The following is a 12,976-nucleotide window of genomic DNA, read 5'->3' as shown; positions in this document are numbered from 1 at the left end:
GAATCAGAAGCCGAGCGCTTGGGCGCGACGCTTGACCTCGCGGGCCAGGTCTCCGCCGAGCGCCGTCGCGGCGTTGCCGCCCAGCCCCGGATCGGCTTCGTAGAGCCACCCGAAGGCCTCTTCGTCGTTATACCCGGCGTCGCGGAGCAGGGTCAGGATGCCGGGCAGGTGCTTGAGAACGGTGGCGTTCGCCACCAGTTCGGCGGGCACCAGACGGATGCCGTCACGGCGGACGGCGAGCAGGTCGCCGTCCTTGAGCATCTGGTTGACCTTGCTGATCGACACGCCGAGTTTCTCGGACACGTCCGGCAGGTTGATCCATCCGGCGGGTTCGGTGATGACGGGTTCGCTCACGCGTACAGGGTGCCAGACCAGATCGGAGAACTGTTGATGAGCCTGTGGCGAAGGATCCGTGCCGAGCTGCGCGGGGCCTGGCGCTCGGTCAAGTACGACCTGGGCCGCCGCCCGTCCGAGCCGGTCGACGGGCCGGACGTCACCTCGACCGGGCTGAGCACGTTCCCCGGCTCGCTGATGGAGTGGCGCACCGTCCCGCCGGAGACCGACGCGAAGCCGCCGCGTCGATTTGTCGCGGTTACGGTGTTGTGTCTCGTCGCGATGCTCGGCGCGGTCGGCTCCTACCTCCTCGTGGCCCGCGGCCTGACCTCGGCCTTCGCCGATCAGACGGCAGCCGATCAGACGGCGGCCGATCAGGCGGCAGCCGCGCCGGCGCTGTCCGCGCCGGCCGCCGAGCCCACCCCGCCCACCGCGGACGCGACCACCCGGATGGGTGAGGTCACCCACAAGCGGACCACCGCGCCGCACGCCACCGCCGCCGGCCACCAACCCGGGGCGATCGAGCCGGCGGCTCCGGCGGATTTCAGGGACCGGCCGGCGCGACCGAGAACGACCACCACCCCGCCCTGCGACTGCGTCACCCCGCCGGTACCCACCCCGACCGCGCCGTCCCCGGCCGGCAGCACCCCGCCGCCGGACAGCCCGGCGCCCAGCGATCCGCCGTCCACCGGCGCGTCCGCCTCGCCCGGCGCATCGACGGACCCCAGCCCCGAACCGACCCCCTCGCAGGGGTGGCGAGAGCGTCACCGGCGCTGGCAACAGACCGGATAAAAACCCGATATACCCTCGGGTCGCCACCGATCGACGCAGGTCACGGCTGGTTCAGGTACCCGTTTGGACTCAGCTGTGACATCCTGGGTCACCCCCACCGGAAAGACACATACACTTCACGCCGATGGACACCACAGTCGCCGATACGTTGATCGGCACAACGATTGACGGGCGCTACCGGATCACCGGTCGCGTCGCCCGTGGTGGCATGGCGACCGTGTACCGGGCCACCGACGAGCGGCTCGCGCGCACCGTCGCGCTGAAGATCATCCACCCCTCGCAGGCCACGAACGTGCACTTCGTCGATCGGTTCACCGACGAGGCGAAGACGATCGCCCGGCTCACCCACCCGAACGTCGTGGCCGTCTACGACCAGGGCCGGCATCAGGGCCTGCCCTATCTGGTGATGGAGTTCGTGCAGGGCCGCACCCTGCGTGACCTGCTGGCGCAGCGGGGCAAGCTGACCCCGGTCGAGTCGCTGGCGATCCTGGAGCAGATGCTCGCCGCGGTCGCCGCCGCGCACCGCGCCGGCCTGGTGCACCGCGACGTCAAGCCGGAGAACGTGCTGGTCGCCGAGGCGCCCAGCGGCGGCACGGCCGACCTGGTGGACGCCGTGGTCAAGGTCGCCGACTTCGGTCTGGCGCGGGCCATCGAGGCGAGCACCGTGGACGAGTCCGGCCAGCTGATGGCGACGGTCGCCTACGTCGCGCCGGAGCTGGTGCAGAGCGGCCAGGCCGACGCCCGCACCGACGTCTACTCGGCCGGCATCGTGCTGTTCGAGATGCTCACCGGCCGGGTGCCCTACGACGACGCCGAGCCGGTCGAGGTCGCCTGGCAGCACGTGGACAACGACGTGCCCGCCCCGTCGACGCTGGTCGCCAGCCTGCCGCGGGCGCTCGACGAGCTGGTCGCCCGGGCCACCCGGCGCAACCCGGCCGAGCGCCCGACCGACGCCGGCCGGCTGCTCACCGAGGTCCAGTCGGTCCGCGACAGCCTGGGCACGCTGACCGTGGAGACCGCGATGATGCCCCAGATCCCGGGCCGTCCCGGGGTCGCGGACGCCACCGCCCTGGTCCCGACCGTGCCGGCCGCCGGCGCCACCGCCCTGGTCCCGCCGGTGCCCGGCGGTTACGGTCCGCCCGGCGGGCAGCGCCCGTCCTGGGCCCGGCTGCCCGAGCAGGGCGGCCGCAGCTCCGCGCCGCACCGCCGGTCCGGTCCCGACCCGCACGGCGAGGGCTTCTTCGCCGACCGCCGCCGGGTCACCCTGGTCTCGCTGATCGCGGTGATCGCCGTGGTCGTGCTCGGCAGCACCTGGTGGCTCACCCTGGGCCGCTACACCGACGCGCCGAACCTGGTGAACCTGCCCCGCGCGCAGGCGCAGGAGGTGGCCGACAAGGCCGGCTTCGGCGTCCTGTTCGCCGAGCCCGGTGCATACAGCGACACCGTCCCCAAGGACGCCGTGGTCAGCCAGAACCCGGGGCCGGACGAGCGGGTGGTCAAGGGCGAGACGATCACCCTGATCATGTCGCTCGGCCCCGAGGTGCACGCGGTGCCCGACCTGGCCGGTCAGGAGGCCGCCGCGGCCAAGGGCTCGCTGGAGGAGCTGGGCCTGAAATACAAGGAGGGCAAGGGACAGTACAGCGACACCACCCCGGAGGGCGTGGTGATCTCCACGACGCCGAAATCCGGGACCGAGCTGAAGCCCGGCGAGACGGTCACCGTCGTGCTGAGCAAGGGCCGCGCGCCGATCACGGTGCCCAACCTGGTCGGGATGAACATCAACGACGCCCGCTCCAAGCTGGGACAGCTCGGTCTCCAGGTGCTGGAGCGGTCCAAGGACAGCGACCAGCCGAAGGACAGCGTGCTCGCCCAGACACCGAAACCCGGCACCGGGGTGGAGAAGAACGCCGAGATCACCCTGGACGTCAGCAACGGTCCGCCGCTGGTCACCATGCCGGACGTGAACCGGCAGCCGTGCCAGCAGGCCAAGGGCACGCTGGAGGGCCTGGGCCTGGTCGTGCAGATCGGCGGGATCAACCCGAACGGCACCGTGTTCGCCCAGAACCCGGGGCCGAACACGCAGCTCGCCCCCCAGAGCGCGGTGCAGCTCCAGTGCTTCTAGACCGTCGCATCGGGTCGCACACGAAGACGTCGGGCGGGCTGGCCAAGGCCGCCCTCCCGTACGCCGACGCCGCCGGCTCGGAAACCCTTCAGGTGTACGTCTCCAACTCCCGTGGCTGGGCGCTGCCGCCCGGTGACCCGAAACAGGACACGCTGTTCCGGGACGGGATCGGGGAGCGGCAGCTGCCCGCGTACATCCACGCGTCGCTGCTGGTGAACCTGGGTTCGCCGACCGAGCTGACGGTGGAGCGGTCGATCGCCACGCTGGAGCACGCGCTGCGGCGCGGCAAGGCGATCGGCGCGACGGCCGTGGTCTACCACGCCGGCAGCTCGGTCGACGAGGCGCACGCCGAGAAGGCCATGCACCAGCTGCACGAGCAGTTGCTGCCGCTGCTGGAGACCGCCGCCGCCGAGGACCTGCCGAAACTGCTGGTGGAGCCGAGCGCCGGCGGCGGCCGCAGCCTCGCGTCGAAGGTGCAGGACCTGACGGCCTACCTGGCCGCCGTCGAGCGGCACCCGTGGCTGGGCGTCTGCTTCGACACCTGCCACGCCTGGGCGGCCGGGCACGACCTGGCCACCCCGGGCGGGATGACCGAGACCCTGGACGCCCTGGTGGCCGCGGCCGGCCCGGGCCGGTTGCAGCTGATCCACGCGAACGACTCGAAGGACGCCTGCGGCTCGACGCGGGACCGGCACGAGACGATCGGCAAGGGCACGATCGGCACGGCGCCGTTCGCGGAGCTGTTCCGCCATCCGGCCACCGCCGGCGTGCCGATCATCGTGGAGACCCCGACGGTCGAGCACGAGGGGCACGCGGCCGACATCGCCCTGCTCAAGGGGCTGCGCGACACCTGACCTTTCGGCGATCTTGAAGGGGCCGGACGGCGGTTTGCCGTACCGGCCCCTTTCGCGTTTCCTCGGGGGCGTTGCGGCAGGCGGAGACGAGGGGAGGCCGGTTCAGGTGGATGGCGCGCGTGGACCCGGCCTCGACACCCCGGCCGGCTACACCCGGCTGCGCCGGATCGGCTCCGGCGCCGAGGCCGTCACCTACCACGCCTGGGAGCAGCACTCCCAGCAGTGGGTGGTGCTCACGCTGTTCCACGGCTACGTGGCCGGCCGGCAGCAGGAGGCGGACTTCGCCGACCGGTACGCGGCCGCCGCCCGGCTCGGCAGCCACCCCGGCATCGTCCCGGTCCGGACCGGCGGGATCACCCCGACCGGCCGCGCCTGGCTCGCCGCCGACCTGGTCGAGGGCGTCACGCTGGCCGCCGCGCTGCGCTCGGGTCCGGTCCCGGCCGACCGGGCGCTCGCCCTGACCGCGGCCCTGGCCGACGCGCTGGCCTGGGCGCACGCCGGCCATCCGCCGACGACGCACGGCCGGATCGACGCCGAGCACGTGCTGCTGGCCCCCGACGGCCGTCCGCTGCTGACCGGTCTCGACCTGGCCCGTCCCGCCCCGCTCGCGGATTCGCCCTCGCCGCGCGCCGACGTCGCCGCCCTGGCCACCCTGCTGGGCCGGATGCTGACCGATCGTGATCTGGCCGCGGTGCCGGGCCTGGGCCGGTTGCTCGCGGACGGGCCGGCCGCCTGCTCGGCCGCCGAGTTCGCCTACCGCCTGCGCGACGCCGCCGCCCGCCTGCTCTCCCCCGGGCTGTCCGCCCCGTCCGGCGCCTATCCGGCACTCCTCGCGCCCTCCGGCACCCATCCGGCCTTGCTCGCGCCCTCCGCCGCCCACCCCACGCTCCCCGACACGACGTCCTCTCGGCTCACGCTGCCCGGCACGACGTCCGCCCACCCCACGCTCCCCGGCACGACGTCCGCTCGGCTCGCGCTCCCCGGCACGACGTCCTCTCGGCTCACGCTTCCGGGCGCGACGTCCGCTCGGCTCGCGCTGCCCTCAGCGGCGCCGGATCCGCTGTCGCCGACACCCCGTTCTCGGTACGCCCGGAGCCACCCCCCACCGCCGTACCCGTCCCCGGCCCCGCCGCCGCCTCGCCGGCGCGGCCACGCTCGCCCTCGTCCTGGTCGTGGCCGCCGTCGGCCTGGCGCGCGCCCGCTCCGGCGGAACCACGGCTCCGAGCGCGCTCCCGGCCGCCTCCGGCACCGGCGGCGCCGCCCCGCCGCCGGCCTGCCCGTCCGTCACCTCCGCCGCGGCCACCGGCACGGCGAGCACCCCCGTCCTGTGGTGGCGTTTCGGCGAGGGCGCCGGCTCGATCGCCTGCGATGCCTCGGGCAGCGGCAACGCCGCGACGCTGAGCGCGGCGGCCGGCTGGCGGCCCGGCTCGCCCGGCGCCCTCCAGCTCACCTCGGGCGGCTACGCCGCCGGATCGGCGCCCGCGGTCCGCACCGACCGCAGCTTCACCGTGATGGCCTGGGTCTACCTGACCGACAAGCGCGCCCCGCACGGCGTGCTGTCCCAGCCGGGCGAGGTGAGCAGCGGTTTCGTCCTCGAGTACGAGAAGCCGGCCGACTCCTGGCGGCTGATCATGCCGCGCTCGGACAGCGCCGGCCCGGAGGTGGACGGCCCGTCGTCCGCCTCCCCACCCGCCCTGAACACCTGGACCCACCTGGCCGGGCGGTACGACGCGGACCGCGGCACCATCACGCTCTTCGTCGACGGGACCGCCGACGAGTCCGTCCCGCACGCGTCGGCCTGGGCGGCGGCCGGGCCGATCCAGGCCGGCCGGACCTGGTACGACGGCGCCTGGACGGACCGGTTCGCCGGCTCGATCAAGGACGTGCGGGCGTACCCGCAGGCCCTGTCCACCGCGGAGATCGCCACCATCGCCCGGGACACCCGCCCGGCCTGACCCCCGATTTCGTGCCACCCTCGGCCGCCGACCGGACCTCGCCGGGCGGGCCCGGGAAAGACTGGGCCGGTCAGCCCGTCAGCAGGGCGGACAGGTGGGTCGCCGGGTCTTCGGGGGCGGTGGTGGCCGGGGCGCGCAGCAGCTCGACCCGGTGCACCAGGCGCGGGACGGCGATCGGAACGGCGGCCAGGGCGGTACTGCCGGCTAGTAGCGGAGCCGGCAGCACCGCCAGGCCGTGCCCGGCCGCGACCAGCCCGGTCAGCACGGTCACCTCGGCGCCGTCGTAGTGCAGCCCGGCCCGCAGCCCGTCCACCGGCAGCCGGCCGAACGGGGCCACCGCGGGGGCGTCGATCCAGTACGCGTCGGCCAGGTCGGCCAGGTCCACCGAGGTGCGCCGGGCCAGGGGGTGGCCGGCCGGGACGGCGACCACGGCCGGGCTCTCGGTCACCCGGAGCGCACCGGGGTCACCGGGCTCGGGCAGGCGCAGCGGGTCGCTGGGTGCGGTGAAGCCGTCGACCAGGCCCAGGTCGAGCGCGCCGGTGGCGGTGGCGGTGACGATCCGGTCCAGGGCGGCCACGAGCAGCCGGGTCTGCAGGCGGGCCGACGCGGCGCGGATCCGGGCCAGGGCGGCGGCGACCGGGGCGGACCAGGCGAGCGGGGTGAGGCCGAGGGCCAGCCGGCCGGGTGGGGCGGTGGCGCGGGTGACGTCGGCACGGGCGGCTTCCAGGCGTACCAGAAGAATCCTGGCGTGGCGCAGCAACCGCTCGCCGGACGCGGTGAGCGTGACCGGGCGGCGGGTCAGCAGCGGCGTGCCGAGGTCCGCCTCCAGGGTGGCGATCTGCTGGGAGACCGCGGACTGGGTGTAGCGCAGACGGTCGGCGGCGGCCGAGAACGAGCCGGTCTCGGCCACCGTGACGAAGGTGCGCAGCAGGTGCGGGTCCACATCAGGAACCCTAATGCCGTGTGCACCGATGATCGTTGGACCTGATCTCGGGAGACGGCCCAGGATGGGTGCATGATTCCGATCGCCTTGGTCGGCGACCGTTCGCCGGCCGTCCGCGCGCACGCCCGCATTCCCACGATCATCGACGCCCTGCGCGACAGCGAGGGCCTGGACCTGGACGCCTACTGGGTGCCGACGCCGGCCGCGGAGGACCCGGCGGCGCTGCTCGGGTTCGCCGGGGTGTGGCTCCTGCCGGGCAGCCCGTACCGGAGCGAGACCGGCGCGGTCACCGCGGCCCGGACCGCCCGGGTCGAGGGCATCCCGTTCCTCGGCACCTGCGGCGGGTTCCAGCACGCCATGCTCGACTTCGCCCGGGACGTCTGCGGGTTCGCCACCGCCCGGCACGCGGAGAACGACGACGGGCCGGGCGGCGACGAGCTGATCGTCCCGCTGTCCTGCTCGCTCGCCGGGCACGAGGCGGCCATCGCGCTGACCCCGGGATCACTGGTGGAGCGACTGCTGGGCTGCACCCGCACGGTCGAGCGCTACCACTGCTCCTACGGCCTCTCCCCGGCCCACCTGGCGCTGCTGGCGGCGCACGGCATGCGCTTCACCGGCCACGACGACGCCGGCGAGGTCCGGGTGGCTGAGCTGCCCGGCCACCCGTTCTACCTCGCCACGCTGTTCCAGCCGGAACTCGCCGACGAGCCCCCGCACCCACTGATCCGCGGCTTCGCCCGCGCCGCCCTGGCCGCCCGTCAGTTGTCGGTGTAGCTGAAGGCGGCCGCGGCCGTGAAGCGGCTGGCCTGGCCGTTGCCGGCGATGAAGTGGAACCAGGTCGGGCCGGCCGTGGTGGCCGCCGGGACCGTGCAGCTGAAGGTGACCGGCACCGTGGTGCCGACCCGGGAGCAGTCGGCCGGGTTGTCACCGAAGGCGAAGTCGGTGGCGGTGGCCACGTCCACCCCGGCCAGCTTCGCGGTGACCGTGGTGCCGCCGGCGACGGTGTCGGTCTTGGCGGACAGTGCGGTCACCACCGGCACCACGGTGACCTCGGCGGGCTCCCCGGCGATCGTGTCGTGCACCACGGTGACCTGGGCGGTCGCGGTGGTGACGGCGGGCAGGGTGACCTTGAGGTGACCGGCGTCGACGTAGGCCGCGGCCAGGCTCCGGGTGCCGAGTTTCACCGTGACGGCCTCCGCGGCGAACGCCGTGGGGGTGTCGCCCAGGGTCCCGCCGGTGACGGCGAGGACCAGCGGGCCGCCGCTGGCCTTGACCGCCGGGTCGCCGCTGAGGTCGACGCCGAGCGGCGCGCGGTACAGCACGCTGCCCTTCGCGGTCGCCTCGCTCGCGCCGCCCTCGCTGGTGACGATGATCGTGGCGGCGCCGTTCGTGCCGGGCGGCGCGACCGCGGTGATCTTCGTGGCCGAGTCGACCGTGAACGAGGTCGCCGGCGTGGAGCCGAAGGTGACGGCGGACGGGTTGTCGGCGCTCACGCCGAGGAAGCCGGCGCCGCTGATGGCCACGGTGGCGCCGCCGTCGGTGCTGATCCGGGCCGGGGCGGCGGTGGTCACGACCGGGGCGTACGCCACCGTCGCGCTCGACTCCGGTCCGCCGACCCCCTTGCTGAACAGCTGCATGGTGGCGTTCGTCGCCCGCGGGGTGGCTGGTGCGGTGACCCTGAGGTGGGTGGCGTCCACCCAGGCCACGACGGCGTTCACCCCGCCGACCTTGGCGGTGATCCGCAGCGCCGAGTACGCCGTCGGGGTGTCGCCGACCGTCCCGCCGGTGACGGTCACCGGGATGACGGTGCCGCCGGTCGCCTTGGCCGCGATCCCGTTGGTGAAGCCGGGGGTCAGCGTGACCTCCTCGGTCGCGTAGGCCGCGGCGGAGACGCCGGTCAGCGCGATCGTGGTCACCGCCGCGAAGCCGGCGATCCTGCTCTTCATCGCCATCGGACTCTCCGGAATCAGTCGAGGTCGGTGTAGCTGAACGCGGCGGTGCCGGTGAACCGGCTCGCCGTGCCGGTGCCGGAGGTGAACCGGACCCAGGTCGGGCCGGCCTGGGCCGCCTCCGGGACGGTGCAGACGTAGGTCAGGCCGGTGCCGCTGCCGGTGGTCCGGCAGTCCGCCGGGTTGTCGCCGAAGGTGAAGTCGGTCGCCGCGCCCGAGCCGGCGCCGGCCACCTTGATCTGCACGGTGCCGCCGCCCGCGAGCGGCGAGGTGACCGCCGACAGGCTGAGCACGACCGGCGCGACCGGCAGGGTGACCTTCGGCCCGACGAGGGTGTCCTGGAGCACGACCAGGTCGGCCGTCTCGGTGGTCATCGCCGGCAGGGTGACCTTGAGGTGGGTCGCGTCGACGTAGGTGGGTGTCAGCTTGGTGGCGCCGAGCCGTACCGCGATCTTGGCGGCGGCGAAGTCCCGGGCGGTGTCGCCGAGCGTGCCGCCGGTGACCGCGAACACGTGGATGCCGCCGGAGGCCCGCACGAACTGGTCGCCGGAGGTGTCCACGGCCATCGGCCCCCGGTACGCCACGGCCGGCGCCTCCGCCTCGGGCGTCGTCCCGCCCGGGGTGGTCACCTGCACCTTGGACACCGTGCCCACCTCACCGGCCGGCGCCTCGGCGTAGATCAGCGTGGCCGAGTCGACGTCGAAGCTGGTCACCGGCACTCCGCCGATGGTCACCGCGGCCGGGTCGTCCGGGTCGACGGCGAGGAAGCCGGTGCCCTTGATCTCGATGCTCGCGCCACCCTCGGCGGCGAGCGAGCCGGCCGAGACCGAGGCGACGGTCGGGTAGTACGCGACCGTGCCGGTGGACTCCGGTCCGGCGTACCCGTCCTGGAACAGCTGGACGGTGGCGGGCAGGGCCTTGGTGGTGGCCGGGGTTGTGATCTTGATGTGGCTCGCGTCGACCCAGGTGACCCGGCTCGCGGCCACCCCGCCGACCTTGGCGGTGACCTTCAGCGCGGCGAACGCGGACGCGCTCGCGCCCATCGAGCCGCCGCTGACCTCGGCGGTGATCTCGGTGCCGCCGCTCGCCTTGGCCGGCGTGTCCGCGAAGTCGGCGACGAGCCGCATCCGGTACCCGAACTTCGCCGAGGTCCCGGTGCTCGGCCCGTCCGGGTTGACCACCTTGATCACGACGTTGCCGGTGCCGGGCGGGCTCACCGCGACCAGCCGGGTGTCGGAGAGGATCACGATCCGGTCGGCCGGCGTGGTGCCGAACAGCACCGAGTTGAGGTTGGCCGGGTTGATGCTCTTGAACCCGGCGCCGGCGATCGACACCGCGGTGCCGCCGGCGGCGTCCCCGGTGGCCGGGGAGGCCACGGTGACCACCGGCACCGCGGCGGCGGCGACCCGGCTGCCGACCGCGGCGAGAGCCACGGTCGGCTGAGCGACGGAGGTTGCCACGCTGCTGACGACGGCCAGGGCAGTGGCGGTGAGTGCGGTGGCCCGGCGGGCCCGATTTGTCTTCGCCATAGCGAAGAAACCCATCGGCAACCGGCCGCGAAACCTTTGGGAAACTACGCGAGCAGCACCGTGAGCACCGAGATCGCCTCGTCGATGCCGGCGTCGTCGACGTCCAGGTGGACCACCAGGCGGGCAAGTTTGGGCAGCATCGCGGCGATCTGCACGCCGCGCCGGGCCGCCTCGGTGGCCAGCTCGGGCGCGTCCAGCGGTGCCTTGGTCAGGTCCAGCGGGACCAGGTTGGTCCGCACCTTTGCCGGGTCGACCACACCGAGCGGGGCCAGCCCCTCGGCGAGCCGGCGGGCCCGGGCGTGGTCCTCGGCGAGCCGCTCGACGTGGTGGTCCAGCGCGTACCGGCCGGCCGCGGCGAGGATGCCCACCTGCCGCATGCCGCCGCCCAGCCGCTTGCGGAGCACCCGGGCCCGGGCGATCCGTTCCCGGTTGCCCACCACGAGGGAGCCGACCGGGGCGCCGAGGCCCTTGGACAGGCACACCGAGAGGGTGTCGAAGAGTCCGCCGTAGCTGGCCAGCGGCACCCCGTCGGCGACGTGCGCGTGCCAGATCCGGGCGCCGTCGCAGTGCAGGGCGATCCGGTGGGCGTCGGCGACCGCGCGCAGGTCGCGCAGCGTGGCGAGCGGGATCGCCCCGCCGCCGCCCAGGTTGTGGGTCTGCTCGACGGCGATCGCGGCGGTCGGCACCGACGGGAACCCGGACGGGCGGATCATGCCGGCGATCCGGTCCACGTTCAGCGCGGCGCCGGTGGCCGGCCAGGTCCGGGTGGAGATCCCGCCGAGCATCGCGGCCGCGCCCAGCTCATAGGTCACCACGTGGGCGTCCGCGCCGGCCAGCAGCTCGCCGCCGGGCGGCACGACCAGTTGCAGGGCGATCTGGTTGGCCATCGTGCCGGACGGGCAGAACAGCGCCGCCTCGTGCCCGAACAGCTGGGCGACGTGCTGCTCGAGGGCGTTGACCGTGGGGTCGTCGCCGAACACGTCGTCGCCGACGACGGCGGCCGCCATCGCCTCCCGCATCCCGGCGGTCGGCCGGGTCACGGTGTCCGAGCGCAGATCAACCACGGAGCATCTCCGCGACCAGGAAGGCGAGCTCCAGGCTCTGCTGGGTGTTGAGCCGCGGGTCGCACGCGGTCTCGTAACGGTCCGGCAGGTCGAGGTCCTCGATGCCCTGCGCGCCGCCCAGGCACTCGGTGACGTCCTCGCCGGTCAGCTCGATGTGGATGCCGCCCGGGTGGGTGCCGAGGCCGCGGTGCACCTCGAAGTAACCGAGCACCTCGTCGACGATCCGGTCGAAGTGCCGGGTCTTGTAGCCGTTCGACGACTCGTGGGTGTTGCCGTGCATCGGGTCGCACTGCCAGACCACCTTGGCGCCGGCGGCGTGCACCTTCTCCACGATCGGCGGGAGGGCGTCGCGCACCTTGCCGTTGCCCATCCGGCTGATCAGGGTGAGCCGGCCCGGGATGTTCTCCGGGTTCAGTTTCTCGCACAGCTCGATGGCGGTCTCCGGGCTGGTGGACGGGCCCAGCTTGACGCCGATCGGGTTGGCGATCCGGCTGATGAAGTCGATGTGCGCGTGGTCGAGCTGCCGGGTGCGCTCGCCGATCCACAGGAAGTGCCCGGAGAGCCCGTACGCCTTCCCGCCGGACACCCGGGTCAGCGCCCGGTCGTACTCCAGCGCGAGCGCCTCGTGCGAGCAGTACAGGCTGACCGTCCGCAGCGCCTCGCTGTCGGTCATCCCGCAGGCGCGGATGAAGTCCAGCGCGCGGTCGATCTCGCGGGCGATCGCCTCGTAGCGCTCGCCGGCCGGCGAGGCCCGGACGAAGTCCTTGTTCCAGTCGTGCAGCCCGTGCAGGTCGGCGAGGCCGCCGGCCAGGTAGGCACGGAGCATGTTCATCGCGGCGGCGGAGTTCGCGTACGCCCGGATCATCCGCTGCGGGTCGGCGACGCGAGCGCCCTCCTCCTTGTCCAGCGAGTTGATCATGTCGCCCCGGTACGCCGGCAGCCCCAGCGAGTCGGTCAGCGACGACCGTGGCTTGGTGTACTGCCCGGCCACCCGGGCCACCTTCACCACCGGCATCGAGGCGCCGTACGTCAGCACCACCGCCATCTGGAGCAGCGTCCGCGCGTTCGCCAGCAGGTGGCTCTCGGTGTTGTCGGCGAAGGTCTCCGCGCAGTCGCCGCCCTGGAGCAGGAACGCCTTGCCCTCGCACACCTCGGCGAGCCGGGCCCGGAGCTGGTCGACCTCGTAGGGCGCGACGATCGACGGGACGTTGCCCAGGACCTCACAGACCGAGGCCACCTCGTCCATGTCCGGCCAGGGCGGCATCTGCACCCGGGGCAGGGCCCGCCAGCGGTCGAGACCCAGGGCCTCGTCCTCGGCGGAGTCGGTGGACGGGCGGGAGGTCGCGACTCCCGGGTGACTGAGCTGGTGCCACTCTCGGCGCATGCGGAAAGCGTACGAAAGAGGGGCACCGGGCTCGCGCCCGGTGCCCCTACT

At 73.9% G+C, this 12,976-nt stretch carries 12 protein-coding genes; 5 read left to right on the top strand and 7 right to left on the bottom strand.

From position 1 onward, the window contains the following. Positions 1-3 precede the first annotated feature (3 nt). Complete coding sequence (locus Aiant_RS29915) at positions 4-354, bottom strand: Rv2175c family DNA-binding protein (protein ID WP_189336372.1); 351 nt, start codon at positions 352-354, stop codon at positions 4-6. Between the two features lie 36 nt (positions 355-390). On the opposite strand from Aiant_RS29915, the gene Aiant_RS29910 reads away from it, so the two are divergent. From Aiant_RS29910 to Aiant_RS29900, 3 genes are all read left to right on the top strand, one after another. After that, positions 391-1,125 (top strand): hypothetical protein, encoded by a 735-nt coding sequence (locus tag Aiant_RS29910; protein WP_189336371.1) that lies wholly within the window; start codon positions 391-393, stop codon positions 1,123-1,125. 124 nt (positions 1,126-1,249) lie between these two features. Further along, positions 1,250-3,247 (top strand): Stk1 family PASTA domain-containing Ser/Thr kinase, encoded by a 1,998-nt coding sequence (pknB, locus tag Aiant_RS29905; protein WP_189336370.1) that lies wholly within the window; start codon positions 1,250-1,252, stop codon positions 3,245-3,247. Next, positions 3,238-4,101, top strand: coding sequence for a deoxyribonuclease IV (locus Aiant_RS29900; protein WP_189336369.1), 864 nt, complete (start codon positions 3,238-3,240; stop codon positions 4,099-4,101). The genes pknB and Aiant_RS29900 overlap by 10 nt, the downstream gene beginning before the upstream one ends. Here Aiant_RS29900 and Aiant_RS29895 read toward each other — a convergent pair. Next, positions 4,079-4,951 carry a hypothetical protein gene (locus Aiant_RS29895; RefSeq protein WP_189336368.1) on the bottom strand — a complete coding sequence of 291 codons (873 nt, stop codon included), beginning with the start codon at positions 4,949-4,951 and terminating at the stop codon, positions 4,079-4,081. The genes Aiant_RS29900 and Aiant_RS29895 overlap by 23 nt on opposite strands. A gap of 322 nt (positions 4,952-5,273) precedes the next feature. Here Aiant_RS29895 and Aiant_RS29890 point away from each other — a divergent pair, with 322 nt between their 5' ends. Next, entirely contained in the window at positions 5,274-6,056 is a 783-nt protein-coding gene (locus tag Aiant_RS29890; RefSeq protein ID WP_189336367.1) for a LamG domain-containing protein, read from the top strand. A gap of 70 nt (positions 6,057-6,126) precedes the next feature. On the opposite strand, the gene Aiant_RS29885 is transcribed toward Aiant_RS29890, so the two are convergent. Then, positions 6,127-6,999 (bottom strand): LysR family transcriptional regulator, encoded by an 873-nt coding sequence (locus tag Aiant_RS29885; RefSeq protein WP_189336366.1) that lies wholly within the window; start codon positions 6,997-6,999, stop codon positions 6,127-6,129. 72 nt (positions 7,000-7,071) lie between these two features. Here Aiant_RS29885 and Aiant_RS29880 point away from each other — a divergent pair, with 72 nt between their 5' ends. After that, entirely contained in the window at positions 7,072-7,773 is a 702-nt protein-coding gene (locus tag Aiant_RS29880; RefSeq protein ID WP_189336365.1) for a CTP synthase C-terminal region-related (seleno)protein, read from the top strand. Here the strand turns inward: Aiant_RS29880 and Aiant_RS29875 are convergent. The 4 genes from Aiant_RS29875 to Aiant_RS29860 are packed head-to-tail and all read right to left on the bottom strand — an operon-like array spanning position 7,758 to position 12,925. Continuing rightward, positions 7,758-8,945 (bottom strand): IPT/TIG domain-containing protein, encoded by a 1,188-nt coding sequence (locus tag Aiant_RS29875; protein WP_189336364.1) that lies wholly within the window; start codon positions 8,943-8,945, stop codon positions 7,758-7,760. The genes Aiant_RS29880 and Aiant_RS29875 overlap by 16 nt on opposite strands. Before the next feature lie 20 nt (positions 8,946-8,965). Continuing rightward, positions 8,966-10,477, bottom strand: coding sequence for an IPT/TIG domain-containing protein (locus tag Aiant_RS29870; protein ID WP_189336363.1), 1,512 nt, complete (start codon positions 10,475-10,477; stop codon positions 8,966-8,968). A gap of 44 nt (positions 10,478-10,521) precedes the next feature. Further along, positions 10,522-11,541, bottom strand: a complete 1,020-nt coding sequence (locus Aiant_RS29865; RefSeq protein WP_189336362.1) for a threonine aldolase family protein — start codon at positions 11,539-11,541, stop codon at positions 10,522-10,524. Further along, entirely contained in the window at positions 11,534-12,925 is a 1,392-nt protein-coding gene (locus Aiant_RS29860; protein WP_189336361.1) for a class II 3-deoxy-7-phosphoheptulonate synthase, read from the bottom strand. Before Aiant_RS29860 ends, Aiant_RS29865 begins: the two co-directional genes overlap by 8 nt. Between the last annotated feature and the right edge of the window lie 51 nt (positions 12,926-12,976).

Source organism: Actinoplanes ianthinogenes (genome assembly GCF_018324205.1).
GTDB classification, from domain to species: domain Bacteria; phylum Actinomycetota; class Actinomycetes; order Mycobacteriales; family Micromonosporaceae; genus Actinoplanes; species Actinoplanes ianthinogenes.
The sequence above is the reverse complement of the archived record's forward strand: the minus strand, read 5'-3'. Positions and strand labels throughout refer to the sequence as shown.